Genomic DNA, 25,390 nt, shown 5'->3' with positions numbered 1-25,390 from the left:
CCCCCGGTGTTCCGTTTCCGCATCCACGCATGGCGTGGATCTACCGGCGGAGGCCGGTCTCCTCAGAAGGTGAACACATACTCCAATGCGAACTCGCGGCCGACCGCGCTCAGCAACCGGGTCGGGGCGAAGTCATAGTCCAGCTTGTACGGGTCCTTGTGGTTCCAGCTGGCCGAATTGAACACGTTGTTGACGTAGACATTGACCTTGGCGTGCTCGGTCACCTGGTAACCCACGTTGACGTTCCAGGTGATGAACGGCCCGACCCGGCCGAAGTAGCGCGAGGTCTGCTGGCCCGCGTTGGGGTTCGGGTTCAACGAGCCATCCGGCAGCTGTGCCGGTTCCAGGCAGTTCAGCGACGGACTGTCACTGGGCACGTAGCCGTCGGCGAACGGCAGGCAACCGCCGGGATTGTCCAGGCGATCGGTGCCCCAGTGATAGCGCACGCCCGGCACCGAACCCACGCGGTCGGCATAGACGTTGGCGTTCCAGTTGCCGCGCTGCCAGGCCAGGCTCGCGCGCAGCTTGCTGCGCAGGTCTCGGTCGCGCCGTTCCGGGTTCGGGTCGTTGGCGTAGCGCTGTTCCTTGGTCGAGATCTGGTTGGTGTAGTTCAGGCCCAGCTGGAAGCTGCCCCACTGCGCGGTTTCCAGGCGATAGCGTGCAGTCAGGTCGATACCGCGCACTTCCCGGCTGGCCAGGTTGAACGGGCCGCGCTCGATCGACACCAGCCGGCCGCTGCTGTCACGGTTCACGCGGGCCAGGATGCCGGCGCAATAATCGCCACCGGCCGGATTGGCCCACGGCGTGCCATCGATGTTCTTGCCGGTCAGGCAGCCGGCCTCGCTGGCCAGCACCTCGTCGGCGCCGACATCGACGATCATGTCTTCCAGCTTGATCGCCCAGTAGTCGGCGCTGACCGACAGGTTCGGCATCACGTCCCAGACGAAGCCGACCGTCCACGAATCGCCGGTTTCCGAACGCAGCAGCGGCGTGCCACGCCGGTTCACGTCGAAGGTGTACCAGACATCGGTGTTGCCCACGCCACAGTTGTTGACCAGGTAGGCACCGCTCTGGATGCAGCGCAGGCGGTCATAGGTCTGCACTTCGGAACTGCTCGGCTGGCCCAGCAGATAGTGCATGTCCGGCGCGTGGAAACTGGTGGCGTACGAGCCACGCACCAGCAGCGATTCGACCGGGCGCCATTCCAGGCCGACGTTCCAGGTGGTCTCCTTCTGGCTGCCGATATCCAGCGTTTCACTGCTGTCATCGGCCTTGTAGTTGCCATAGCGGTCGTAGCGGGCGGCCGCGGTGGCCGTCACGCTCTCCAGCAGCGGGATCTTGAACTCGACGCCGGCCGAGTAACGGGTGCGCTCGCCGCCACCGCGATCGACGTTCTGCAGATCGAAGTCGATGCCGGCGCGCGGGTCCGGGCTGAGGTGATAGCCCTGCTGCGCGACTTCGGCCACGGCGGCGAACGAGATCGGGCCGGCCCAGCCCTGGAACAGTTCGCCGGTGATGTCCGCCGAGGCCTGGTTGACCCACGATGACGCGCGGTTCCTGGCCACCGCACCCATCTGCCAGTACTGGTCCGGCGTGAGCGGATTCCACCAGCGCGATTCGTTCAGCGCGTAGATCGCCTCGCCGTTGGCGGTGGTGCCCAGGCGCGGGCCGAGGAAGTAGTCGTACGACTTCTGCTTGTCGACCACGTTCTGCCGTTCTTCCACGCGATAGTAGGAACGGCCCACCGTGGCGCTCCAGTCGAAGCGGTCGGCAAGGCGTCCACGCAGGCCCGCGCTCCAGTCCCATGACAGCTCGCGGTTGGTGTTGCGCAGGGTGTCCAAGCCGCCGACTTCGTTCGGGGTGAACTGGCGCACGCCCAGGATCGGGCGGTTGCGGTTGGCATCCCAGTAGTAGCCGTTGTCATCGTCGATCAGCGAGACGCTGGGTGGATTGGTGCCCCAGATCGCTTCGGAGCGGTACGCCGCCAGGTTGGTCCAGGCCTGCAGGTCGCTGCTGAAATCGAAGGTGGCATACAGGTTGCCGGACACGTTCTCGGCACCACCGGTCAGCAGCCAGTTGGCGTAGTCGGCGCTCATGCCGCACAGGCGGCCGGTGTTGGTGATGCGGTTGGCGGCGTAGTTGTAGACCAGTCGATCGGCCGTGTAGTACTCACCGTCGAACTTCTCGCAGGTACCGGTGGGCGGCGCCAGGCGCTGGCCCGTCGTCGGATCGATCAGCGCCAGCCCGGCCGTGGGACGGAAGCCGACCTTGCGCTGCTCCATGTTCCAGGACGCATACGGCGCATCATCGGCATCGTCCATCTGCGGGCGGTCGCGGCCGAACAACGGATCGCGCTTGGTGTACTGCAACGCATAGGTCACGCTCCAGTTGTCACCCGTTTTGCCGCCGGCCCATGACAGGTCCCAGGTGTCGCGCCCGCCTTCGGTGGAGGTGCCGCCGCGCACGCGCACTTCGTCGCCGTCGTAGTTGGTTTTGAGGATGACGTTGACCACGCCGGCGATCGCGTCCGAACCATAGATGGCCGAGGCGCCGCCGGTCAGTACTTCGATGCGCTCGACCGCGGCAGCGGGAATGTTGCCGTAGTTGGAGAAGTTGGTTTCACCGCCATACGGCAGCGGGTAATCGGCCACGCGACGGCCGTTGACCAACAGCAGAGAACGGTTCGGGCCCATCCCGCGCAGGTTCAGGCCACTGGCGTTGGGCGTGTGCGAGCCCCATTGCGAGGCGGCTTCAACGGTGCCGGTCGCTTCGGTGAGCGTCTTCAGCGCGTCGTACACGCTGACGAAGCCCTCTTTCTGGATCTGCTGCGCGGTGATCACGTTGACCGGGGCCGGACCTTCGACCGCGGCGCGCTTGATGCGCGAACCGGTAACGGTGACCGCGTCCAAGTCCTTGGTGGACGAACTGGCCGCTTCCTGTGCACCAGCGGCCAGGGGAAACAGGACCAGGACCAGTGCCTGGGACAGCAGGTGACGACGCTTGCGAACGGACTGAGCCATGGGTGATTGCTCTTGGAAAGGGTGGACGCACGGACGGGTGGTGGCGTAGCACGACGGCTGATCCGGGTACCGGGATCGGTTCACGACCGTCCCAGCCCCTCCCCTGTGGATCGATCCAAACTAAAGCACAGCTGAACAGCGCCGGGCATGCGGCGATGCAGCAACCGCTGGCGGAATGCCGCTATCGGCTGCCGGTATCCAGAACAATCAAAGGGTTGCGCAACATCGCTGAGAGAACAGCGCACACTTCAATGACACGATCGCGACAACCGCGCGCGGAACGGTTTTGTCCGCCCTCAGCGATTCCCCTCACCCGGTTGAGTCGGGACGAAGTGGTCATTTCGGAGCGCGTAGTGGCTCGACGTATCGCCTCCGGGTCCGATACCCCACCACTCGATGGAGAACCCGTCCCCCTGCCAGATGACCGAGGAAAAGTCGGATTCACTGTTGGATCGCCCTGAGTTCTGGCTCACCAGAGACAGGGTTTCAAGGCAGCTGCTGATCAACACCCTGCCGCGCTCAATGGGCTTCGGCGGGGTCAATTCGTAGACGAACAGATGGATCTCGCGCCCAGCGCCGCAAAGGCCCATCGGACTATCCGCGTTGGAATCGAATACCTGATACAGCGCGCGAAAACGCCTCGCCCCGATTCGATGTGCACGCGTGTCGAGGAACGCGCCCCGCGCGGTTGGCTCAAGCCTCACACCAACCATTTCGGGGTCAACCTGCAGGTCCTTGTCGGCAGCCACCTCCCGCACCCACTCCGGTGCCTGCCCTTCACGTGCGCCGATTGCAATGGCTGGCACCGCGCAGACAAGCAGCAGGAACGGTCGAAACATGCGGGAATTCGTTGGCGAACGACGGTATGAACCACTATCGGCAATCACCGACTGCGCCGCCATGCGACGGCGCACCAGCGTATCCATTTCAACGACTTGGCCTGCCGCTCTAGCCGTTCGAACGTGCTGTAAGCGTCACTTCTTCGGCCGCAACGATGGGCAGGCCCGGGGTCGGAGCCCTTCTGCGAAGGGATCCGACCCCGGGCCCAAAGAGCAGCCGAGCGTTGGCTCGGCTCTACAGGAGAAGCGGGTTACCTTGCGCCGTCCAGCGCCTGCCGCAGTGCGGCCACGGTGGCGGTGGCGGTCTGGCTCCAGTCCGGGTCCAGGCCGCGCAGCGCCGGGTTCTGGAACTGCATGGCCGAGCGCCGCAGGCCCTTGGCCGAGGCGTGCAGTTCGGTGCAGCCGCTCCGTCGCGCAACGGCCGCGATGTTGGCCGGTCCCAGCCCGGCGCCGGCCATCACCGTGATACGTCCCGCCGCCTGGGTGACCAGACCCGCCAGCACATCCGCGCCGGCCTCGGCGCTGAACTGGCCGCCCGAGGTCAGCACGCGCTGGCAACCCAGCTCAACCACCTGCTCAAGTGCCGCAGGCAGATTGCGGGCAGCATCGAAGGCGCGATGGAAAGTCACCTGCAGCGGCCCGGCGGCCTGCACCAGTTCACGGCACAGCGCCAGATCGATCCCGCCCTGCACATCCAGCGCACCGATCACCACGCCATCGCAGCCGAGCGCGCGGCACTGCGCGATGTCACGCAGCATCAGTTCGGTTTCCAGTGCGTCGTAGTGGAAGTCGCCCGGGCGCGGGCGCACCAGTACGAACAGCGGAATGGACAGGCGTTCGCGGGCGATCGCGATGCTGGCGAACGACGGCGTGGTGCCGCCCTCGGCCAGGTTGTCGAACAGTTCGATGCGATCGGCGCCGCCGGCCTGGGCGGCCAGCGCCGAGGCCAGCGAGTTGCTGGCAATCTCCAGGGTCAGCCGTGTGCTCACGCCTGGGTGCTCGTGTAGATCGACGGCGAATCACGCAGGTCATCCTGGCGCTGCGCATCGCACACGGCGTAGACGAAGCCGCGGTGCAACGCGTAGGCACCCACCTCGCCCTGCTTGTTCATGGCCAGGAAGCACACCTGCAGCGTCTTGCTCGCTTCGGGGCGCTTGCGCACCACGCGATCGATCGCTTCGCGGCAGGCCTGCGCCGGCGAGCGCCCCTGGCGCATCAGCTCGACCACCAGGAACGAGGCCGCATTGCGGATCATCTCCTCGCCCACGCCCGAGGCAGTGGCCGCGCCCACTTCGTTGTCGACATACAGGCCGGCACCGATGATCGGGCTGTCGCCGACCCGGCCGTGCAGCTTCCAGGCCATGCCGCTGGTGGTGCAGGCACCTGCAAGATGGCCCTTGGCATCCAGCGCCAGCATGCCGATGGTGTCGTGGTTGTCACTGTTGCCGGGAATACCACGGCGTTCGGCATTGATCTGCGGCTGGTACTTCTCGGTCTTCAGCCACTCGCGCCAGGCCGCTTCGGCCTGCGGCGTGAGCAGGTGCCTGCGTTCAAAACCCTGCTGCACCGCGAACTGCTGCGCGCCCTCGCCCACCAGCAAAACATGCGGGCTGTTCTCCATCACTTTGCGGGCTACCGACACCGGATGCAGGATGTCGACCAGCGCAGCCACTGCGCCACAACGGCCATCGCCATCCATGATGCTCGCGTCCAGGCTCAGCACGCCGTCGCGATCCGGGTTGCCGCAATGACCGACGGTGGGGTTGCACAGCTCGCTCTCGGCCCAGCGTGCACCGGCTTCAACTGCATCCAGTGCGCTGCCACCCTGCGCCAGCACCTCCCATGCGGCCTGGTTGGCCGGCACGCCGAAGTCCCAGGTCGAAACCACCTTGGCCCCACCCTGCGTGCGCGCCTGCACGCCCGGCAAGGCCACCATGCCTGCAGCCAGTGCGCCGGCCTGCAGGAACTGCCTGCGATCCACCATCTTCCCCTCCCAGTCTGCAATGCACGGCCGGCCCGATGCCGGCCACGCCGATCAGTCTTGCGTGGGCTGCCGTGCGGCGTACCAGACCGCTGCGCCGAGAACGCCCAGCTGGCCATGCTCCACGCGCCACACCGGCACCTGGCGCAGTACCTCGGTCAGCACGCCCTTGTTGAGGAAGCGCTCACGGAAGCGGCCATCGGCCAGGAAATCCTGCACATGCGCGGAAATGCCCCCGGCCAGGTACACCGAACGCGCACCCACCGCGATCGCTGCGTCGCCGGCCAGGCTGCCCAGCCAGGCACAGAATACCTGCAGCGTTTCCACCGCCAGCGCATCCTCGCCGCTGCGCGCGGCGCCGATCAGTGCCTCGGTGCTGCCCCACACCGGGGTGACACCGCGCAGTTCGCACAGGCACGGATACAGGTTCATCAGGCCACTGCCGGACAGCACGCGCTCGTTGTCCACGTGCGTCCAGCGCTGCAGCAGCTTGCCCAGCACCTGCAGTTCCAGCGCGTTGCCGGCGCCGAGCGCGGCATGGCCGATCTCGCTGGCCAGCACCGGACGCTCGCCGTCGGCAAAGCGCAATGCTGCACCCAGGCCGGTACCGGCGCCCAGCACCAGCGCCGGGAACGCCTGCGCCGGGTCAGCATCGCCATTGAGCGGCACCAAGGTGTCAGGCTGCAGGTAAGGAATGGCCAACGCCACCGCTTCAAAATCATTGATCAGCTGCAGCTCATGCAGCCCGGACTGCAGCCGCGTGGCCGACAGCGAGACCGTCCACGGCAGGTTGGAATTGATCAACACATCGCCATCGAGCAGGCCGGCGATGGCGACCACCGCGGCCTGTACCGGCTGGCCGAGGCCAGCGGTGAAATCGGCCAGGATCGCGGCCAGGCTGGGGTGCTCGGCGCAGGCGTAGGTGCGATGGCTGCCCAGCAGTGGTGCCTGGCCGGCTTGCGTTTCAGCCAGCGCCAAACGGGCGAAGGTGCCGCCGACATCGGCGACAACGAGACTGCGCGGAAGACCGCCGCGGGCGGAGTCGGTGGAAACCGGGGACGCTGCTGCGATGGTCACGCTGGCCTGCTTGGATCGATTGAATCGCCCCGATTCTCAGGCATCGGGGCGGCTTTGCCTAGCGCGCCGGCGGTTCAGGTTGGACTACATGCCTTCCTGTTCGGCCACCTGCACACCATCCACCAGCACGCGTAGGCGCTGCGGGCGGAAGCCGGCGAACAACAGCGGCCGGGTGCGCTCGACCAGCACCTCATGGCCGGCGATGTGGCGCAGCCACGACTGTACCAGCGAGAACGAGAAGTGGGTGCCCGGATGCAGCGGATGCTGCACCCAGACCTTCTCGGTGGCGCTCTGCAGCAGCATCGCGCCGGTGAACCAGTGGCGGCTGAGGGTGACTGGCGTGGTGCCGGCCATGAAGCGGATATCCATGCGGGGTCCTTTCGCTGGAGCGGAGATGCGGGGGATCAGGGCTGGGCCGTCTGCAGGCTGTAGCGGGTGGTGGCGGTGAATACTGCACCATCAGGCTGGGTAGAGCGTACTTCGACCTTGTGACTGCCCACTGCCAGGTCGGTCGGCAGCGCACCACGCCACAGGTGCGGCGACGCGGTGGCCTCCGGCGAACGGTCGTAGCCGCGCAGGCTGTCAGCCAGATCGTCAGCCACGTTCTCCACCATCAGGCGCGGATCGGGCTGACTGACCTGCTTCATCGGCTGCCAGGCACCGCCATCGACGCGGTACTCGACCACGCTGGCGTCCTCGCCCATGTAGACGTTGGCGTAGACACCCCACGCCGGATAGGCGCCCTGGCGCAGCACCTTCGGTGCATGCAGGCCGATCTGCTCGCTGGCCGGCTTGCCGGCCACGCGGTACTGCAGTTTGTAGCTGCCATTGCCGGCGACGTCCAGCAACGCGTAGCCCTTTGGCGTGCCATCACTCATGGCGCTGTCCGGCACGCCGGCGGCATCCTTCACCCCGGACCAGAATGCGCCGCAGTTGGCACCGACGTTGTATTCGTGCAGCGGCTTGTCACCGTTCCAGCCGTCGGCCTTGCCGTGGTAGACGTGCTGCTGGGTGTGGCTGTGGCCGCTGAGCACCAGCACGTTGCGGAAGTCCTTCAGCAGGTCGAACAGGCGCTGGCGGTCAGCACGACGGAAGGTCTCGCGCCCCGGCGCGGCGTCGAACAGCGGGATGTGCATGCCCAGCACCAGCAGGCGGTCCTTGTGCAGGCCTTTCAGGTAGCTGGCAAGGAAAGCGAACTGGTCTTCGCGCAGGCCACCGACATACTTCGGCCTTGCGTTGGGGTCATACACCACGTCGTCGAGGAACACGAAACTGGCACCGCCCTCTTCCACCGCGTAGGTGTCCGGGCCGTAGATGTTGCGCCAGCTGTCCAGCGAATGCTCGTCGCTGGCTGCATCGAAATCGAGGTCGTGATTGCCCGGCACATGGAACCACGGCACGCCCAGCGACGTGGTGACCTTGTTGATTGCCGGATACAGGGTCAGATCGTCGTTGACGATGTCACCCAGGGTGGTGCCCATGCGCGCCTTGGTCTGGCCGACCAGCGGCGACACGATCGACTGCTGGTAGTAGCCGATGTCCTTCAGGCTGGCGGTCTGGGAGTCGGTGAAGACCAGCATCTGGAAGCCGCGACGGCTGTCATGGCGATCCGACTGCAGCGCGAAATCCCAGTTGCGGGTGACATCGCTGGTGGCGGCGATGCCGCCGTACTTCAGCGCCGGCGAGCCGTTCGGGAGGAAGTGGCGCCAGAACGAAGGCAGGCCGTCTGTCGCCTTCGGGAACGAATACGCATCGGGCTTGATCACGAACACGGTCTGGCCGTCACGCACCGGAAGGCTGTAGCTGCCATCGGCGGCGGTCTTGACGATCGTCTCGCCGTTGGAGACCTGCACCCCGGCCAGGCCCGGATCGGTCGCACCGCGGCCCGGCTTGCCGTCACGCTCCAGATAGACCTTGCCGGTGACCACGGTGTCCGCAGCCCAGGCCGGCGAGGTCAGCAACAGGCAGCACAGCCAGGCGGCAGGCAGTTTCATGGGAGGCATCCGGCAGAAAGAGACGCGGTATTGTAGAGCCGAGCCACGCTCGGCTGCATTGCCGGCGGGTAGTGCCGGCCGCTGGCCGGCAACCCTTGGATGTCCGACGATCAGGAGGTTGCCGGCCAGCGGCCGGCACTACCACGCTTCAACGATGGCGTTTTTCCAGCACCGCCCGCGCATCGTCCAGCGACAGACCGCGCGCGCGCAGCAGTACCAGCAGGTGGTACAGCAGGTCCGAAGCCTCACCGAGCAGCGCCTCGTCATCCTGCGCAACCGCAGCCAGAGCGGTCTCCACCCCCTCCTCACCCACCTTCTGTGCGATGCGGCGGATGCCGCCCTCGAACAGGCTGGTCGTATAGCTGCCCGGCGGGCGCTGCGCCTCACGCATCGCGACCAACTGGTCCAGCCCGCCCAGGAAGTCCTTCGGCGCCTGGTCGAAACAGCTCTCCGCACCCGTGTGGCAGGTTGGCCCCGCCGGGCGTGCCATCACCAGCAGCGTGTCGGCATCGCAGTCGACACTGATCGATTGCACCGCCAGGACGTTGCCGGACTGCTCGCCCTTGGTCCACAACCGCTGCTTGCTGCGGCTGAAGAAGGTCATGTGGCCGATGGCCAGCGTGGCGGCCAGCGATTCGGCGCTGACATAGCCCAGCATCAGCACCTGCAGGGTATCGGCATCCTGCACCACGGCCGGCAGCAGGCCGTCGCCCTTGCCCCAGTCCAGCGCCTGCAGCGCATCCAGCGATGGCCTGATTTCAATAGACATCCCGCACCTCGATCTGCTGTGCGCGCAGGTAGCGCTTCAATTCCGGAATGGCGATGGCACCGCTGTGGAACACGCTGGCTGCCAACGCGCCGTCGACGTCGGCCTGGTCAAAGGCTTCGGCGAAGTGCTCCATCGCACCGGCGCCACCGGAGGCGATCAGCGGCACCTGGCACAGGGCCCGCGCCTGCTGCAGCTGCACGACATCGTAGCCACGGCGCACGCCGTCGCTGTCCATGCAGTTCAGCACGATCTCGCCAGCGCCACGCCGTTGAGCTTCGACGATCCAGTCCAGGGTACGCAGCGGTACCGCCTGGGTCTTGTCCGGGTCGCCACTGAAACGGCGCACACGCCACTGGCCGTCCGCTTCACGTACCGAGTCGACGCCCACCACCACGCATTGCACGCCGAACTCGTCGGCCAGTTCAGTGATCAGTTCCGGGCGGCCCAGCGCGGGGGAGTTGATCGACACCTTGTCGGCACCGGCGAACAACAGGCGACGCGCGGTTTCCACGCTGTCGATGCCACCGGCCACGCAGAACGGAATGTCGATCAGGCGCGCGATGCGCTCGATCCACGCCACGTCCACCGAACGCGCCTCGGGGCTGGCGCCGATGTCATAGAACACCAGCTCGTCCGCCCCTTGGTCGCGATAGCGCTGCGCCAACTCAGCGATGTCGCCCATGTCGACGTGATCGCGGAAGCGCACGCCCTTCACCACGCGGCCATCGCGCACGTCAAGGCAGGGAATGATGCGGCGGCTCAACATGCCAGCGCCTCCGCCAGGTCCATGCGCTGCTCCAGCAGTGCCTTGCCGAGAATCGCACCACCGCAGCCAGCGGCACGCGCCTCGGCCACATCGGCCACGTCACGGATGCCGCCGGACGCCTGCACCGCCACCCCCGGCAGCAATGCCGACAGGTGCTGGTAGAGGCCGATATTGGGCCCGGCCAGCATGCCGTCGCGGGCGATGTCGGTGCACAAGAGGTGGCGCATGCCGGCGCGCGCGTAGCGCTGGGCCAGGTCATCCAGGGTCACCCCGGCGTTCTCGGTCCAGCCGTGCACCGGCAGCTGCCACTGCCCCTGTGCGTCCTGGCGCGCGTCCAGCGCAATCGTGATGCGCTCGGCGCCAAATTCCTCCAGCCAGCCGATCACTTCATCGGGGCGGCGCACCGCCAGCGAGCCGACCACCACGCGGCCGGCGCCAGCATCAAGCATGCGCGCCACATCGTCGCGGCCGCGCACGCCACCGCCGGTCTGCACCTGCAGCGGCGTGTGCGCGCGGATCGCCGCCAGCAGCGGTGCCAGCGTATAGCCACCGGCGCGTGCGGCATCCAGATCCACAAGGTGCATCCACTGCGCGCCCTGCGCGGCGAACGCCTGCGCGCGCGGCAGCGGATCGTCGCCGTAGGAGGTTTCCTGCGCGTAGTCGCCCTGGCGCAGCCGCACCACGCGGCCGTCGCGGATATCCAGCGCGGGGTAGACGATGAAACTCATGCAGCAGTGCCCTCGAGGAAATTGCGCAGCATCAGCGAGCCGGTCTCGCCGGAGCGCTCGGGATGGAACTGTGCGCCGTAGTAACGCCCCTGCTCCACCACGGCGGTGAACAGCCCGCCGTGGTCGCAGGCAGCGACGGTATGGGTATTGAGCGGCGCCGCATAGCTGTGCACGAAGTAGGCGCTGGCGCGTTCCGGCACACCCTGCAACAGCAGCGACTCACGTAGCGGCAGCAGGCGGTTCCAACCCATGTGCGGCACCCGGATGCCACAGGCCGGCACCAGCTTGCGCACCACGCCCGGAATCAGTCCCAGTGTTTCTACGCCCGCTTCCTCGGAACGTTCGAACAGCAACTGCATGCCAAGGCAGATGCCCATCAGCGGCACCTGCAATCGCTGCAGCGGTTCCACCAGGCCCTGCGCGTGCAGGCGCTGCATGCCGGGACCGGCGGCGCCGACACCGGGCAGGATCACCCGCTGCGCACCCACCAGTTCATCCGCATCGCGCACCAGCCGCACCGTCGCGCCCAGGCGCTCCAGTGCGTAGCGCACCGAGCCCAGGTTGGCACCACCGGCATCGATCAGCGCGACGTCGCTCACAATGCCCCCTTGGTGCTCGGCAGTGCCGTGCCCTGCCGGGCCAGCGCCGGGCGCAGTGCGCGCGCCAGCGCCTTGAAGCAGGCCTCCACCTTGTGGTGATCGTTGTCGCCGCGTACCTGCAGGTTGAGGTTCAGGCCACTGGCATCGCACAGCGAACGGAAGAAGTGCGGCACCAGCTCGGTCGGCATGTCGCCCACCCGCTCGCGCTTGAACTCGCCCTCGAACACGAAGTACGGGCGGCCGCTGAAGTCCAGCGCAGCGCTGGCCAGGGTCTCGTCCATCGGCAGGGTGAAGCCGTAGCGGCCGATGCCGCGCTTGTCGCCCAGCGCCTCGCGCAGGGCCTGACCCAGCGCCAGCCCGGTGTCCTCGATGGTGTGGTGCTCGTCGATGTGCAGGTCGCCCTCGGCCTGGATGTCCAGCGCGAACCCGCCGTGCTTGCCGATCTGTTCCAGCATGTGGTCGAAGAAGGGCAGTCCGGTGGCGATGCGCGCATCACCGGCACGGTCCAGATCGAGTTCAACGCGGATCTTCGTCTCCTTGGTGTTGCGCTGGACCACGGCAGTACGCGGCGCGTCGGCCAGCGCATGGGCGATGCCCGGCCAGTTCCACTCGCCACCGAACTGTTCGGTGCGCAGCTGGAAGCCACGGATGTTGAGGTTGTCGGCGAACTGCAGGTCGGTGATACGGTCCCCCACCATGCCCGAACGCGCCCAGTCGATGCTGCGGTCCTGCAGGTAGGCGGTCATCAGGCCGATGCCCGGCTTGCGCGTGGGCGCGTTGTCCTGCGGCCAACTGCAGTCGATCAGCACGTCACGGAAGGTGATGCCCTGGCTCTCGAAGATCTGCAGCATCAGGTCGTTGGGGCCATCGAAGCTGGCGCGTGGGTAGCTGTCGCTGCCCAGACCATCCTGGTTGGTGACGATCACGAACTGGTAGCCGGCATCACGCAGCTTCAGCAGCGCCGGGATCACCTGCGGCACGAAGCGCAGCTTCTCGTAGGCGTCGATCTGGAAGTCGGACGGCTCCTCGATGAGGGTACCGTCGCGGTCGATGAACAGGATCGGGGTCATGCTGCGGCCCTCCGCGCCGACAGGGCCGCAAGCACGCGGTCGTTCTCTTCGGGACTGCCGATACTGATGCGCAGTGCATCACCCAACTGCGGCGCGGCGCGCTGGTCACGCACCACCACGCCCGCAGCCAGCAGCGTATCGAACGCGGCCTGGGCATCGGCGAAGCGGACCAGCAGGTAATTGCCGGATGAGCGATAGACGCGACGCACGCCGGGCAGGCCCGGCAGCGCCACGCGCAGGCGTTCGCGCTCGGCAATCACCGTGGCTACGCGTTCGGCGGTCCGGGCCAGCGCGGCGGGTTGCAGCGCCTGTACCGCCAGTTCCGCGCACGGCGTCGGCACCGGGTACGGCGCCTGGCAGCGGCGCAGCACAGCAATCAGCTCCGGTGCGGCGATCAGGGTGCCAACGCGGGCGGCGGCAAGAGCGTGCGCCTTCGACAGCGTGCGCAGCACCGCCAGGTTGGCGTGTGCGGCCAGAAGCGTGGTGGCCGATGCGCGCCCTGCGTACTCCACATAGGCCTCGTCCACCACCACCAGCGCCTGCCCGCGCAGCGCAACCGCCACACGCTCGGCCTCCTCCAGAGCGATGTCACTGCCGGCCGGGTTCGACGGTGCGCACAGGAACACCAGCTTGGCTCCCTGCGCCTTGGCCGCGTCGATCACCGCATCCAGATCGGCGCGCAGGCCATCCTCACTGTCCACCAGCGGCACTTCAATCAATGCGGCGCCCTGCAGGCGTGCGCAGACGGCGTACATGCCGAACACCGGCGGCGTGACCAGCACGCCATCGCGACCCGGCACGCACAGCGCGCGTACCAGCAGATCAATGGCCTCGTCGCTGCCGCGGCCGACCAGCAGCTGCTGCGGCGTCACGCCGTACAGCGCCGCCAAGCCTTCGCGCAACGCCAACGGTTGCGGCTCCGGATAGCGCCGGCTGCTGCCAGCCGCATCGGCCGGATTGGCCCAGGCCGACTCGTTGGCATTCAACCAGACCTCGCCCTGCACCACCGCACTGCGCGCCGAGCTGTAGCCGGCGAAGGCCTGCAGATCCGGGCGCACCAGTGCCAGCACGTCATCAATGGCGGCGCTCATGCGGCGGCCTCCATGCGCAATGCAACCGCACGCTCGTGGGCATCCAGGCCTTCGGCGCTGGCGATGATGCGCGCGCAGCCGCCGATCGCGGCCAGGCCGGCGGCACTGGCGCTCTGCACGCTGATCAGGTTCTGGAAGCTGGCAACGCTCACGCCGCTGTAAGCACGTGCGGCACCGGCGGTGGGCAGTACGTGGTTGGTGCCGCTGCAGTAGTCACCCAGTGCTTCGGGGGTGTAGTCGCCGAGGAACACCGAGCCGGCCGCCTGCACCTTGTCCAGCCAATCGCGCGGTTCACGCAGCGCCAGGATCAGGTGTTCGGGCGCATAGCGGTTGCTGATCGCGAAGGCCTCGTCCAACGAATCAACCTGGATCAGGCGCGACGCTGACAGCGCCTGCCGCGCAATCTGCTGGCGCGGCAGCAGGGCCACCTGGCGCTCGACCTCCGCCTCGACCGCGGCCAGCATCGCGGCATCGTCGGTCAACAGCAGCACCTGCGAATCCGGGCCGTGCTCGGCCTGCGACAGCAGGTCGGCGGCGACGAACGCCGGATTGGCGCCAGCATCGGCAATCACCAGCACTTCGGAGGGACCGGCCGGCATATCGATGGCGGCGGCGCCATCCTGCGCGACCTGCTGCTTGGCTTCGGTGACGAAGCTGTTGCCGGGCCCGAACAGCTTGTCGCAGGCCGGAACGCTGGCGGTGCCATAGGCCATCGCGGCGATCGCCTGCGCGCCGCCCAACTTGAACACGCGCTGCACGCCGGTCAGGCGCGCGGCTACCAGCACTGCCGGATCGGCGCTGCCGTCGGCGCGCGGCGGCGTGCACAGCACCACCTGCGGGCAACCGGCCAACTGCGCCGGAACGCCCAGCATCAACGCGGTGGACGGCAATGGCGCGCTGCCAGCAGGTACGTACAGGCCCACCCGGCCGATCGGGCGCAGCATGCGTTCGCAGACCACGCCCGGCGCGGTTTCAACTGCATAGCCTTTACCCATGCCGGCGGCGTGGAAGCGCGCGATGCGCTCGGCGGCGTCCACCATCGCCTGGCGCAGTTCGGCGGGGACAGCGGCTTCGGCCGCCGCGAACTCGGCTTCGCTCACTTCAAAGGACGACAGTTCGACACCATCGAAGCGTGCGGTGATCGCACGCAGCGCGTCGTCGCCCTGCGCGCGCACCTGTGCGATCAGCGTCGCCACCGCGTCGCGGGTCTGCTGCGCCACGGTCTGCACCGGGCGGGTCAATGCCGCGCTGCGCGCGGCCTCATCAAGTTGGGACCAGATCAGACGGTTCATGCCAGCGACCGCTCCACGCTCAGTACCATGAGGCCCTGCGCACCCGCGCGCTCGAGTTCTTCCATGCGCTGCCAGCTCAGCGGGCCGGGGCACATGGTCTGCAGGCGCAGCGCACCGCCATCGGCCGGCAACCGCACCAGCGGCTCGGCATCGGCCAGCAACTGCGCCAGCGCGTCGACGCGATCCTCGCTGGCGCGGAACATCAGCAGCTTGCGGTCCTGGCGCTGCACCACGCCATCGAGGCGGCGCAGCAGCATCGCGCGCAGCGATGCACGTGCATCATCGGGCACCCGTACTGCACCGGCCAGCACCGCCTCGCTGTCGAGCAGGTTGTGCACCGGGGTCAGCTGATTGGCGCGCAGGGTGGCGCCGCTGGACACCAGATCGCAGATCAGGTCGGCGGTGCCCAGGCGCGGGGCGATTTCCACCGAACCGGACAGCTCGACCACCTGTGCGTCCACCCCCTGCTCGGCCAGCCACTGCGTGAGGATGGCCGGGTAGCTGGTGGCGATGCGGGTGCCGGCCAGTTGCGCCGGACCCTGCCACTGCCATTCCTCCGGCACCGCCAGCATCAGCCGGCACTGGCCGAAGCCCAGCCCGCGCAGCGCCTGATAGGCGTCCGGCAGGCCGACCTGGCGGCGTGCCGCGGCCTGTTCGTCCAGCTCGTTGCGGCCGACGATGCCGAGGTCGCAGACGCCGTCGGCGATCAGGCCCGGGATGTCGTCGTCACGCACCAGCAGCAGGTCCACCGGCAGCGATTCGCCGTAGCAGAACAGCTTGTCGCGGCTCTCGCGCCAGCTCAGGCCACAGGCACTGAGCAGGTTGCGGGCGGGCTCGGCCAGCCGGCCACTCTTCTGGATGGCGATACGCAGCCGGTCTCGTGCCGGCGCTGCCTGGGTTGCACTCATGGGGGAGGTCTCGAAGTTCGGAACGGGGCGCGGATCAGCGCGAAGCAAGGCGGTCGATGGCGGCGGCATAGCCTCGATGGCCATGCTCGAGCGTGCGCGCCACCCGTCCGGTGGTGGTCACGCTGACCCCGGTGCGCTCGTGGATCTCGCGATACGGCACGCCCTGCTGCAGCAGCGGCACCACCTTCCAGCGGTCGGCCATGGCTTCCAGTTCGGCCGGAGTGCACAGGTCGCGCAGGAAGGCTTCCACCTGCTCCGGCTCGCGCAGGGCGGCAAAGGCCCGGGCCAAGGCTTCAAGGTCGGCCTTAGGGTCTTTGGCGGCAATTTCGGGGCGGGCTTTCACGGGGTCGTTTCCATGCATCAATGTAATAGCGCGTTAGTACATTAGCGCACTCTTGCGCAGTGCGTCAAATCTGGGGGGATTTGTGGGCAGGGCTGCGCCCTGCACCCGCTAGATGCCGAAGCGACGTCAAATGCTGGATGGCTGAGGGTTGGCGGGGTGGGTCCGGTGGCAGGGGACGCCGTAAACCCGTCCATGGGGGCTTGGCCGCGGCATCCATGCCGCGGACACCCCTGCCTCCGGACCCACCCCGCCGTCGACAGTTTCCTGCGAGCTGTTGGAACAGCAAGGGGTCGGATCCGTTTTCTGAAGGAAAACGGCTCTGACCCCGGAACGCGGCCCGGAAACGAAAACGCCCACCGGGTGGTGGGCGTTTCGTGGCGTGTCGGCGTGCGGCCAACCGGCAGTTACATCACCTTCGACTGCTCCAGCTCGACCTGCAGGGTGCTGGCCAGCTCGTCGCGGGAGACTTCGAACTGCTGCTCGCGCACCAGGTCCTTCACCGCCACCACGCCGCGCGCCAGCTCGTCCTCACCGGCCAGCACCACGAAGCGGATGCCCGCCTTGGCCGCGTACTGGAACTGCTTGCCGATCTTCTTCGGCTCCATCTGCACTTCGGTATTGATGCCACCGGCGCGCAGGCGGCGCGCGATGTCCAGCGACTGCGGCATGCCCTGCTCGTCCATCAGCGCCACCAGCGCCTGCACGCTGCTGGCCTCGATGCCATCGATCAGGCCGGCCTCGCGCAGCTGCCAGAACAGGCGCGACAGGCCGATGGAAATGCCCACGCCCGGCAACTTGGACTTGCTGTAGTGGCTGGCCAGGTCTTCGTAGCGGCCGCCCGAGCAGATCGAGCCGATCTGCGGGTGGTCGGTCAGCGTGGTCTCGTAGACGGTGCCGGTGTAGTAGTCCAGGCCGCGCGCAATGGAGAAGTTCAGGCAGTACGCGGTTTCCGGCACGCCCAGCGCCTGCACCAGCTGCAGCACTTCGCGCAGTTCGGCCACGCCGGTACGCAGGATCTCCGAAGAACCGGCGTCGGCTTCAAGCGTTGCCAGCTGCGCCAGCGCATCGGCATGGCCCTGCGAACGCACGGCCACGAACGCCAGGATCTTCTCGACCTGCTCGCCCGGGATGTTGAAGCCCTCGCCCACCAGCGTCTCGCGCACGTAATCGGCGCCGCGCTTGTCCAGCTTGTCCACTTCGCGCAGCACCGCCAGCTGGCGCTCGCCTTCGGCCACGCCCAGGCTCTCGAAGAAGCCGCGCATGAGCTTGCGGTTGTTCAGCTGGATGCTGAAGTCACCGATGCGCAGTTCCGAGAACACGGCGTGGATGACCGCCAGAACTTCGGCATCATAGCGAACGCTCAGGCTGTCCTTGCCGATCACGTCGATGTCGCACTGGTAGAACTCGCGGAAACGGCCGCGCTGGGCACGCTCGCCGCGGTACACGCGCTGCATCTGGTAGCGACGGAACGGGAAGGTGAGTTCGTGTTCGTGCTCGGCCACGTAGCGTGCCAGCGGCACGGTCAGGTCGAAGCGCAGCGCCATTTCCGGCAGCGAACGGTCGCCCGATTCGGCCGCATTGGCCAGCGCACCGGTGGATTGCACGAAGTACACCTGGCGCTCGGTCTCGCCGCCGGACTTGGTCAGCAGCACGTCGGACAGCTCGAACACCGGCGTCTCCACCGGCAGGAACCCGAAGCGCTCGTAGTTGCGGCGGATCACGTCCAGCATGCGCTGGAACGCAATCTGCTCGCGCGGCAGCAGTTCAAGGGTGCCGGGCGGGGTACGGGGCTTGATCACGGGCGGAACTCCTGCTGGAACGGGACGTGGGAGGGGGCGACATTCTAGCGCCCCCGCCTCGGGCAGGGTCGAACGGCCGCTTGAAGTATCATAAGGCCCTCCCCCGCCCGCGATACGCCCCCGCAACATGTCACGGCCTTCCGGCGCTCCGCCCGCCACCAACGATCCCGCCTCGCCGTCCTGCACCACGCTGGACTGCCTGCACTGCTCGGTTCGCCACCTTGCGGTGTGCTCGGCGCTGTCGCCCGATGAAGTGCAGGCGCTGGAACAAGTCACCGTTTCGCAGCAGGTCAGCATGGGCAGCACGCTGGCCCGCACGGGTGAAGAACGCGACCATGTCTATACATTGACTGCCGGCGCACTGCGCCTGGTACGCACCCTGGCCGACGGCCGCCGCCAGATCAACGGCTTCGTGCTGCCCGGCGACTACCTGGGCCTGAGCGGCAGCGACCATCACCGCTACGACATCGAAGCCATCGCCGACAGCCGTGTCTGCCGCGTCGCGCTGCCACAGATGAAGGCGCTCCGCAGCCGCTTCCCGCACCTGGAGCGCAAGCTGCTGCAGCGTGCCTGCCAGGAACTGGATGCCGCGCAGGACGCTGCACTGGCGCTGGCACGCCTGCAGCCGGCCGAGAAGCTGGCCGATTTCCTGCTGCGCCTGGCCGCGCGCGAGGCCAAGCTGGGCGGCGACGGCCTGCGCGTGTCGCTGCCGATGGGCCGAGGCGACATCGCCGACCATCTGGGCCTGACCATGGAAACGGTCAGCCGCACCTTCACCAAGCTGCGCCAGCAAGGGCTGATTGCCCTGCCCTACCTGAACGTAGTGGAGATCCTCGACGAGGACGGGCTGCGCACACTGGCCGGTGAAGGGTTGATCTGACCGCACTGCGGTTGCTGGGATTGCCGGCCAGCGGCCGGCAATCCCATCCATCTCCGATCAACGCAACAACACCTCGCGCAACGCCGCGTAATCGGCGGCCAACGGTTCGGCGTGCGCCGGCCGTTGCAACAACGCATCCAATGCCGGCGGCACGGCCACAGGTTCGCCGATCAACGGCTCGACCACGGCCTCGAACTTGGCCGGATGCGCGGTGGCCACCACTGCCCAGTCGCCCTTGGCACCACGGGCGCGCAGGTCCTGCAGCACCTTCACCGCCGTAGCCGTATGCGGGCAGAACAGCTCGCCCCTGCTGGCATGCGCGGCGGCAATGGTGGCCCGGATGGTCACGTCATCCACCGCAAACGCCCGGAAGGCAGCACGCAGTTCGGCATCGTCGCCCTGGTAGAGCCAGCGCAGGCGCTCGAAGTTGCTGGGCGCCCCCACATCCATGGCATTGGCCACGGTCGCCACGCTGGCCTGCGGGTGGTACTCGCCACCGTTGAAGTACGCCGGCAATACGGCGTTGGCATTGGTGGCCAGCACGATCTGTCCGATCGGCACGCCCAGCGCGCGCGCCAGCACTGCGGCCATCGCGTTGCCAAGGTTGCCGGTCGGCACCACCAGGTTGAGCCGGCGACGATGCAACGCGTAGTGGCTCAGTGCCGTATGTGCGTAGTAACTCATCTGCGGCAGCAGGCGACCGAGGCTGATGCTGTTGGCCGAGCTCAGCGGCACCTGTGCCTGCAGTTCGCGGTCGGCCAGCGCCTGCTTGACCATGGCCTGGCAGTCATCGAAGGCACCGGCCACGCGCAGCGCCAGGATGTTGTCACCAAAGCAGCCGAGCTGGTGCGCCTGGCGCGGTGACACGCGACCATCCGGATACAGCACCACCACGCGTACGCCTGGCTGGCGATGGAAGGCCGCAGCAACGGCCGCGCCGGTATCGCCGGAGGTGGCGACGACGATGGTCAGGTCACGGTCCTTGCCGGCCTGCAGCTGCGACAGCGTACCGGCCAGGAAACGCGCACCAATGTCCTTGAACGCCGCCGTCGGCCCATGGAACAGTTCCAGCACGTGGTTACCGTCGCCGAGCGCACGCAGCGGCACCGGGAAGTCGAACGCCTCGCGGCAGATCGACGGTAATCCGGCCTCCAGCGCATCCCCGGCGAAGAACGGTGCCAGCAGGTCTGCAGCGGTATCGGCCAGGGTCGCACCGGCTTCCAGCTCACGTGGCGCCGGCAGTGCCTGGGGCACGTACAGGCCACCATCGGGTGCCAAGCCTGCAGCAATGGCCGCGCTGAGGCCAACGGCCGGGGACCGGCCGCGGGTCGAAACGAATTGCATGGGTTCAGTATCCAAAGAGGGAGAAGGATTCAGCACAGCCGGGCTCCCGGCGCATCCAGCGGCGACACCCAGGCATCGCTGTCGAAGCCGGTAGCAGCGAATGCTGCCTGCACCGGCGCCGCGGCAGCGTGGGCCTGGTCGGCATCTTCGAACCAGGCGAACACGCTGGGGCCGGCACCGGAGATGCCCGCGCCCATTGCACGGGCTGACAACGCCGCATCACGAGCCGCCTCGAAGCCGCCGATCAGTCCCGCCCGTCGCGGCTCCACCAGCACATCGCGCAGGCCAGCGCGGACCAGCGCCGCGTCGCTGCGATGGCAGCCGCTGAGCACCAGCGCAAGATTCGCACTCTGCGCCACGAATTCACCCAGCGCATAGCTGCCTTGCAGCGCCTGGCGTGCCAGACGGGTTTCCAGCACCGCGTGCGGGTGCACCAGCAGGCTGTGCCAACTGGCTGGCACAGGGATCGGCAGCAGGCGGTCGGCCGTGCACAACGCCAGCCCGCCGAGCAGCAGCGGCCCCACGTTGTCACCATGGCGGCCCCCACTGGCCACGGCCTCGCCATCCAGCGCAAACGGGTACAGCGCCTCGCGCGCGAGTGGCGCATCCAGCAATGCGTTGGCAGCAACCAGCGCAGCGACGCACGACGCTGCCGAGCCGCCCATGCCGGAGCCGAATGGAATGCCCTTGTCGATCTCCACCGCGAAGCCGAAGTCCAGGCCCAGCCCTGCGCGCAGCGACATCAACGCCGCACCTGCGGTGTTTCCGGCCGCATCCAGCGGAAGTTCGACCGCACTGCCACGGATGGCCTCGATGCGCACCACCGGCTCATCGATACGCCGCACGCTCACCGTATCGCCAACGCCTGCAATGGCATGCCCCAGTATGTCGAAGCCCACCGCCACATTGGCCACCGTGGCGGGCGCAAATGCACGTGCGATCACAGGCGTGCCCCCTCGCCAGCGGCTACCCGCAGCAGGTCGGCGAACACGCCCGCCGCCGTCACTTCCGGTCCAGCGCCCGGCCCCTGCACCACCACCGGGTTGTCGCAGTAGCGGCGGGTACGGAACTGCACCACGTTGTCGGTCAGCCGCAGGTTGGCGAAGGCATGGTCGGCCGGCAGTTCCTGCAGGCCCACCGAGGCGCCGTCGGTGCCCAGCCGTGCCACGTAGCGCAGCACCGCGCCACGCGCCCGCGCATCCTGCAGGCGCTGCAGCAGGCTGGCGTCGGACTCGCCCAGCCGCGCCATGAACTCATCCACGCTGCCGTCGCGCAGCAGTGCCGGCACCAGGCTTTCCACCTGTACCTGTTCCAGGCTGAGCGCGTGACCGGCCTCGCGTGCAAGGATCACCAGCTTGCGTGCCACGTCCACACCGGACAGATCATCGCGCGGGTCCGGCTCGGTATAGCCCATCGACCGCGCCTGCGCGACCAGCTGCGAGAACCGCTGGCTGCCATCGAAGCGGTTGAACAGCCAGGCCAGCGTGCCGGAGAAGATGCCCTCGATGGCCAGCACCTCGTCACCGGTATCGACCAGATCGCGCAGCGTGGTGATCACCGGCAGGCCCGCGCCCACCGTGGCCTCGTAGCGGAAGCGCGCACCACTGGCCGCTGCGGCAGCGCGGATGCGCTGGTAGCGCGGCAGCGGCCCGGCACCCGCCTGTTTGTTCGGGGTGACCACATGGATGCCCGCCGCCAGCCAGCCCTCGTAGCGCTCGGCCACCTCGGCACTGCCACTGCAGTCGATCACCACCGCATGCGGCAGGTGCGCAGCCAGCAGGTGCTCGGTGAAACGATCAAGATCGCTGGATTCACCCGCGTCCCGCAGGGCCTCGCGCCAGTCCGCGTGCAGGCCATCCACTTCCAGGCGCATGCGCGAACGCGAGGCCAGCGCACGCAGGCGAAGATCCACATTGGCCTTGGCCAGCAGCTGCGGGCGCGCGGCCAGCAACTGGTCCAGCAGTGCGGCGCCAACGTTGCCGGGCCCGATCACACCGACCGCGAAGGTCTGCGGCGACAACCAGAAGCCTGCATGCGCCGCGCGCAGCGCACGGGTGGCATCGGCGCTATCCACGGCGACCGAGATGTTGCGCTCGGACGAGCCCTGCGCAATCGCCAGGATGTTCACCTGCGCACGCCCCAGTGCCTCGAACAGGCGCGCCGCCGCACCTGGCTGCCCGGCCATGCCGTCACCGACCGCGGCCAGTACGCTGACGCCCTCACTGACCTGTACGCGCTGCACCTGTCCCGCTGACAACTCGTGCGCAAATGCGTACAGCAGTGCATCACGGCCACGGCCGGCTTCGGCAGCACGCACCACGCAGCAGATTGAATGTTCCGAGGAACCCTGCGAGATCATCACCACCGACACCTGCGCCTGGCGCAGCGCAGCAAACACACGCTCGGCGGTACCCGGCACGCCGATCAGGCCGGTGCCTTCCAGGTTCAGCAGGGCCAGCCCGGGACTCAGGGTCAGGCCCTTCACCGGCCCGCGCGGCGAGCGCTCGGCGCTGATCCGCGTACCCGGATGCGCCGGCTGGAACGTATTGCGGATGAAGATCGGCAGGCCAAGGCGGATCGCCGGCGACATGGTCTGCGGGTGCACCACCTTGGCGCCGAAGTACGCCAGTTCGCAAGCCTCGTCGTAGCTCAGCGCTTCCAGCTGCACCGCCTCGGGCACCAGCCGTGGGTCCGCCGACAGCACGCCGTCGACATCGGTCCAGATGTGCAGCTCGTCAGCGTTGAACAGCGCGGCAAAGATCGCACCGGAATAGTCGCTGCCGTTGCGGCCGAGGGTGGTGATGCGGTCATCGCGATCGCGTGCGACGAATCCGGTGGCAACCAGGCGCGACTGCGGATGCTGCAGGCGCCACTTGGCCAGGCGGTCGGCACTGGCTTCCCAGTCGACATCCACGCCGAGTTCGCCATGCCCGACCACCAGCACATCGCGCGCGTCGAGTACCGCGCAGTCTTCGCCCAGCGCGCGCAGATGTGTGCCGAGCAGCTGTGCGGAAAACACTTCGCCCAAGCCCTGCACACGGTCCAGCACCTCGCGCGGCAGCTCGCCGATCACCGCCAGCGCGGCCAGCACTTCGGCCAACTGATCGAAGCGGGCGTCGATCCATTCGACCGTCTCGCCCACCTGCTCGCCCAGCAGCGCCACGGCAGCGCCGCGATGGCGTGCGCGCAGGGCATGCCAGGCCTCACGCCAGCCTTGATCGCCCTTGGCCGCCAGCTGGGCCAGTTCGATCAGCGCGTCGGTGACGCCCTTCATCGCCGAGACGACGGTGACCTGCAACGATTCGGGACGGGCCAGCAGCAGGCCGCCCACATGGCGATAGCGTTCGGCATCGGCCACCGAGGTGCCGCCGAACTTGTGCACGACGGTGGACGGTGCAGCCAGGTCGGCCGGGGCAACGGAATGAGCGGGAGCGTGGGAAGACATGCAGACCTCGGTAGGAGGCCCCGTCGCATGCAGGTGTCGAGTTTCCCCGCCACCTGTAGGGTGCGGGGCCGTGGTTTTCGGGAGTTACACGAAGACGACGGGCCGCACCAGGGCAGTGGTGACGGTGGTGGTGGTAATGGTGCTGATGGTCGCGACCGGCGCAGTCGAACGGCCCGCAATGGCGGGGGCGATCAGGCTGGCGTGGGCGGCATCAAGGACCATGGCGCACAGAAAACACTGTGCGCCCTGCCGCTGTCAAGTGCTGCGATGCAAAAAACCGATGCAGCGATCATCGGCCAACGTGCCGACATTTGGTTGCAACTGAGACAAAGCCGGCATCAGCACGCTTGACGACTGCATTCAGCCGGCATGTTCGGCGATCGCCCGTGGTGTGCGATGCGCATGCGCGCACAGCATCACGCCAGCCACCAGGAACACGATTGCCAGCGCTTCCAGCAGCGAGGGCCAGCGCTGCTGCCATGCAAAGGCGTACAGCAGCGCGAACAGGGTCTCGAACACGATCATCTGGCCAGTCAGGGTCAGTGGCAGCAGGCGGCTGGCACGGTTCCAGAATGCGTTGCCGAGGATCGAGGCCACCACTGCCACGCCGGCGCTGATCGCCCAGAACCCGCTCCATTGCGCCGCCGTATGGCTGCCGGTGTGCCCGATGAAGGCCATCGGCACCAGCAGCAGGGCCAGGCCGCCGGTGGTGACGCCGGTCAGCAGCGACCAGTCATGGCTGGACAGGTCCGGCCTGCGCGCCAGCCAGCGGCTGTTGCCGATCGAATACAGCGCCCACGAGAACAGCGCACCGAACGCGCACAGCAGCCCGATCAGGCGCTGCCGCCACGGGGTGGCCAGGTGCTCGGACATCAGCGCTTCCCAACCCACCAGAGCGACCCCCAGCACGCACAGCCCCAGTGCTGGTAGCAGCTGTTTCAGTGGTACAGCGCCCTGCTCGCGCACGCCAACGAGGGTGACCACCACCGGAATCAGGCCAACGATCAGCGATGCCGCAGCGCCACCGGCCCACTGCACGGCGGTCGCCAGCAGCAGGAAATACACCAGGTTGCCTGCCAGGCTCAGCCACAGCAGGCCGATCCATTCGGCACGGCCCAGCCGCGGTGCCAGCCGCTTCCATCGCGGCAGCAGCAGGGCGACTGCCATCAGGCCATAGACCAGGTAGCGGCCGGCGGACAGTTGCAACGCATTGAACGACTGAAGCACGGCAGGCGCGAGAAAGACCACGCCCCACAGTGCGCCAGCGGCCACGCCATTGGCGATGCCCACGGCCATCGGGTTGTTGCGCATTCGGATTGTCCGGGCGGATGGAACGGGCCGCGCAGTGTAAGCGCTGGCCGCTGGGCGCTCTTGACCCAGGCTGCTGCCTTGTCACCTCTGTAGAGCCGAGCCCATGCTCGGCTGCGATTCACCGTTGTGCAGAT

General features: G+C 67.7%; 23 protein-coding genes. 2 read left to right on the top strand and 21 right to left on the bottom strand.

The window, feature by feature from the left end; genetic code table 11:
• Window positions 1–62 precede the first annotated feature (62 nt).
• From ACSYHF_RS09080 to hisS, 17 genes are all read right to left on the bottom strand, one after another.
• Window positions 63–3,020, bottom strand: a complete 2,958-nt coding sequence (locus tag ACSYHF_RS09080; protein WP_447576321.1) for a TonB-dependent receptor plug domain-containing protein — start codon at window positions 3,018–3,020, stop codon at window positions 63–65.
• Window positions 3,021–3,316: 296 nt separating this feature from the next.
• Window positions 3,317–3,946, bottom strand: coding sequence for a hypothetical protein (locus ACSYHF_RS09075; protein ID WP_262221559.1), 630 nt, complete (start codon window positions 3,944–3,946; stop codon window positions 3,317–3,319).
• 164 nt (window positions 3,947–4,110) lie between these two features.
• Window positions 4,111–4,848, bottom strand: a complete 738-nt coding sequence (locus ACSYHF_RS09070) for a copper homeostasis protein CutC (protein ID WP_329848443.1) — start codon at window positions 4,846–4,848, stop codon at window positions 4,111–4,113.
• A complete protein-coding gene (locus ACSYHF_RS09065) occupies window positions 4,845–5,843 on the bottom strand; it encodes a N(4)-(beta-N-acetylglucosaminyl)-L-asparaginase (RefSeq protein ID WP_111178341.1) in 999 nt (332 codons plus the stop codon). Before ACSYHF_RS09065 ends, ACSYHF_RS09070 begins: the two co-directional genes overlap by 4 nt.
• Before the next feature lie 51 nt (window positions 5,844–5,894).
• Window positions 5,895–6,917 (bottom strand): glucokinase, encoded by a 1,023-nt coding sequence (locus tag ACSYHF_RS09060; RefSeq protein ID WP_447576319.1) that lies wholly within the window; start codon window positions 6,915–6,917, stop codon window positions 5,895–5,897.
• Between the two features lie 84 nt (window positions 6,918–7,001).
• Entirely contained in the window at window positions 7,002–7,286 is a 285-nt protein-coding gene (locus ACSYHF_RS09055; RefSeq protein ID WP_005409434.1) for a hypothetical protein, read from the bottom strand.
• A 35-nt stretch (window positions 7,287–7,321) separates the two neighbouring features.
• The gene (locus ACSYHF_RS09050; protein ID WP_447576316.1) at window positions 7,322–8,911 is read right to left on the bottom strand and encodes a calcineurin-like phosphoesterase C-terminal domain-containing protein; all 1,590 of its coding nucleotides are present in this window, start codon (window positions 8,909–8,911) and stop codon (window positions 7,322–7,324) included.
• Window positions 8,912–9,059: 148 nt separating this feature from the next.
• Window positions 9,060–9,680, bottom strand: coding sequence for a bifunctional phosphoribosyl-AMP cyclohydrolase/phosphoribosyl-ATP diphosphatase HisIE (hisIE, locus tag ACSYHF_RS09045; protein WP_329889065.1), 621 nt, complete (start codon window positions 9,678–9,680; stop codon window positions 9,060–9,062).
• Window positions 9,670–10,446 (bottom strand): imidazole glycerol phosphate synthase subunit HisF, encoded by a 777-nt coding sequence (hisF, locus tag ACSYHF_RS09040; RefSeq protein WP_447576314.1) that lies wholly within the window; start codon window positions 10,444–10,446, stop codon window positions 9,670–9,672. The genes hisIE and hisF overlap by 11 nt, the downstream gene beginning before the upstream one ends.
• Window positions 10,440–11,174: a 1-(5-phosphoribosyl)-5-[(5-phosphoribosylamino)methylideneamino]imidazole-4-carboxamide isomerase gene (gene hisA, locus ACSYHF_RS09035; protein WP_447576312.1), complete on the bottom strand. Its 735-nt coding sequence runs from the start codon at window positions 11,172–11,174 to the stop codon at window positions 10,440–10,442. Before hisA ends, hisF begins: the two co-directional genes overlap by 7 nt.
• Window positions 11,171–11,773, bottom strand: a complete 603-nt coding sequence (gene hisH, locus ACSYHF_RS09030; RefSeq protein WP_138953596.1) for an imidazole glycerol phosphate synthase subunit HisH — start codon at window positions 11,771–11,773, stop codon at window positions 11,171–11,173. The genes hisA and hisH overlap by 4 nt, the downstream gene beginning before the upstream one ends.
• On the bottom strand, window positions 11,770–12,843 hold the full coding sequence (hisB, locus tag ACSYHF_RS09025) for a bifunctional histidinol-phosphatase/imidazoleglycerol-phosphate dehydratase HisB (protein WP_053499882.1): 1,074 nt from the start codon (window positions 12,841–12,843) through the stop codon (window positions 11,770–11,772). The genes hisH and hisB overlap by 4 nt, the downstream gene beginning before the upstream one ends.
• The gene (gene hisC / locus ACSYHF_RS09020) at window positions 12,840–13,934 is read right to left on the bottom strand and encodes a histidinol-phosphate transaminase (RefSeq protein WP_447576309.1); all 1,095 of its coding nucleotides are present in this window, start codon (window positions 13,932–13,934) and stop codon (window positions 12,840–12,842) included. Before hisC ends, hisB begins: the two co-directional genes overlap by 4 nt.
• Window positions 13,931–15,226 (bottom strand): histidinol dehydrogenase, encoded by a 1,296-nt coding sequence (gene hisD, locus ACSYHF_RS09015; protein ID WP_111129003.1) that lies wholly within the window; start codon window positions 15,224–15,226, stop codon window positions 13,931–13,933. The genes hisC and hisD overlap by 4 nt, the downstream gene beginning before the upstream one ends.
• Window positions 15,223–16,134, bottom strand: a complete 912-nt coding sequence (gene hisG / locus ACSYHF_RS09010; protein ID WP_053499888.1) for an ATP phosphoribosyltransferase — start codon at window positions 16,132–16,134, stop codon at window positions 15,223–15,225. Before hisG ends, hisD begins: the two co-directional genes overlap by 4 nt.
• A gap of 34 nt (window positions 16,135–16,168) precedes the next feature.
• Window positions 16,169–16,477 (bottom strand): YerC/YecD family TrpR-related protein, encoded by a 309-nt coding sequence (locus tag ACSYHF_RS09005; protein ID WP_005416326.1) that lies wholly within the window; start codon window positions 16,475–16,477, stop codon window positions 16,169–16,171.
• Between the two features lie 404 nt (window positions 16,478–16,881).
• Window positions 16,882–18,276 carry a histidine--tRNA ligase gene (gene hisS, locus ACSYHF_RS09000; RefSeq protein ID WP_005416325.1) on the bottom strand — a complete coding sequence of 465 codons (1,395 nt, stop codon included), beginning with the start codon at window positions 18,274–18,276 and terminating at the stop codon, window positions 16,882–16,884.
• Between the two features lie 127 nt (window positions 18,277–18,403).
• Between hisS and ACSYHF_RS08995 the strand changes: the two genes are divergently transcribed.
• Window positions 18,404–19,156: a Crp/Fnr family transcriptional regulator gene (locus tag ACSYHF_RS08995; protein WP_329845204.1), complete on the top strand. Its 753-nt coding sequence runs from the start codon at window positions 18,404–18,406 to the stop codon at window positions 19,154–19,156.
• 57 nt (window positions 19,157–19,213) lie between these two features.
• Here the strand turns inward: ACSYHF_RS08995 and thrC are convergent, their stop codons facing one another.
• Genes thrC through thrA form a run of 3 tightly spaced genes read right to left on the bottom strand, consistent with a single transcriptional unit; the run spans window position 19,214 to window position 23,945 of the window.
• Entirely contained in the window at window positions 19,214–20,500 is a 1,287-nt protein-coding gene (thrC, locus tag ACSYHF_RS08990) for a threonine synthase (protein ID WP_353074902.1), read from the bottom strand.
• 29 nt (window positions 20,501–20,529) lie between these two features.
• A complete protein-coding gene (locus ACSYHF_RS08985) occupies window positions 20,530–21,444 on the bottom strand; it encodes a homoserine kinase (RefSeq protein ID WP_329845202.1) in 915 nt (304 codons plus the stop codon).
• Complete coding sequence (thrA, locus tag ACSYHF_RS08980; RefSeq protein WP_447576306.1) at window positions 21,441–23,945, bottom strand: bifunctional aspartate kinase/homoserine dehydrogenase I; 2,505 nt, start codon at window positions 23,943–23,945, stop codon at window positions 21,441–21,443. Before thrA ends, ACSYHF_RS08985 begins: the two co-directional genes overlap by 4 nt.
• A gap of 27 nt (window positions 23,946–23,972) precedes the next feature.
• Between thrA and ACSYHF_RS08975 the strand changes: the two genes are divergently transcribed.
• Window positions 23,973–24,296, top strand: a complete 324-nt coding sequence (locus ACSYHF_RS08975) for a hypothetical protein (protein ID WP_353074904.1) — start codon at window positions 23,973–23,975, stop codon at window positions 24,294–24,296.
• Between the two features lie 9 nt (window positions 24,297–24,305).
• Here ACSYHF_RS08975 and ACSYHF_RS08970 read toward each other — a convergent pair whose 3' ends face one another.
• On the bottom strand, window positions 24,306–25,256 hold the full coding sequence (locus tag ACSYHF_RS08970) for a DMT family transporter (RefSeq protein ID WP_005416320.1): 951 nt from the start codon (window positions 25,254–25,256) through the stop codon (window positions 24,306–24,308).
• Window positions 25,257–25,390 lie beyond the last annotated feature (134 nt).

The sequence above is a fragment of the Stenotrophomonas maltophilia group sp. P373 genome (assembly GCF_053295075.1).
Note: the sequence above shows the minus strand (reverse complement) of the source record. Positions and strands in the feature narration are given on the sequence as shown.

Coding starts and splice junctions, on each gene's coding strand:
- ACSYHF_RS09080 (WP_447576321.1), bottom strand. CDS start 3,020: ATGGCTCAGTCCGTTCGCAAGCGTCGTCACCTGCTGTCCCAGGCACTG.
- ACSYHF_RS09075 (WP_262221559.1), bottom strand. CDS start 3,946: ATGGATACGCTGGTGCGCCGTCGCATGGCGGCGCAGTCGGTGATTGCC.
- ACSYHF_RS09065 (WP_111178341.1), bottom strand. CDS start 5,843: ATGGTGGATCGCAGGCAGTTCCTGCAGGCCGGCGCACTGGCTGCAGGC.
- ACSYHF_RS09055 (WP_005409434.1), bottom strand. CDS start 7,286: ATGGATATCCGCTTCATGGCCGGCACCACGCCAGTCACCCTCAGCCGC.
- ACSYHF_RS09050 (WP_447576316.1), bottom strand. CDS start 8,911: ATGAAACTGCCTGCCGCCTGGCTGTGCTGCCTGTTGCTGACCTCGCCG.
- hisIE (WP_329889065.1), bottom strand. CDS start 9,680: ATGTCTATTGAAATCAGGCCATCGCTGGATGCGCTGCAGGCGCTGGAC.
- hisF (WP_447576314.1), bottom strand. CDS start 10,446: ATGTTGAGCCGCCGCATCATTCCCTGCCTTGACGTGCGCGATGGCCGC.
- hisA (WP_447576312.1), bottom strand. CDS start 11,174: ATGAGTTTCATCGTCTACCCCGCGCTGGATATCCGCGACGGCCGCGTG.
- hisB (WP_053499882.1), bottom strand. CDS start 12,843: ATGACCCCGATCCTGTTCATCGACCGCGACGGTACCCTCATCGAGGAG.
- hisC (WP_447576309.1), bottom strand. CDS start 13,934: ATGAGCGCCGCCATTGATGACGTGCTGGCACTGGTGCGCCCGGATCTG.
- hisD (WP_111129003.1), bottom strand. CDS start 15,226: ATGAACCGTCTGATCTGGTCCCAACTTGATGAGGCCGCGCGCAGCGCG.
- hisG (WP_053499888.1), bottom strand. CDS start 16,134: ATGAGTGCAACCCAGGCAGCGCCGGCACGAGACCGGCTGCGTATCGCC.
- ACSYHF_RS08995 (WP_329845204.1), top strand. CDS start 18,404: ATGTCACGGCCTTCCGGCGCTCCGCCCGCCACCAACGATCCCGCCTCG.
- thrC (WP_353074902.1), bottom strand. CDS start 20,500: ATGCAATTCGTTTCGACCCGCGGCCGGTCCCCGGCCGTTGGCCTCAGC.
- thrA (WP_447576306.1), bottom strand. CDS start 23,945: ATGTCTTCCCACGCTCCCGCTCATTCCGTTGCCCCGGCCGACCTGGCT.
- ACSYHF_RS08975 (WP_353074904.1), top strand. CDS start 23,973: ATGCAGGTGTCGAGTTTCCCCGCCACCTGTAGGGTGCGGGGCCGTGGT.
- ACSYHF_RS08970 (WP_005416320.1), bottom strand. CDS start 25,256: ATGCGCAACAACCCGATGGCCGTGGGCATCGCCAATGGCGTGGCCGCT.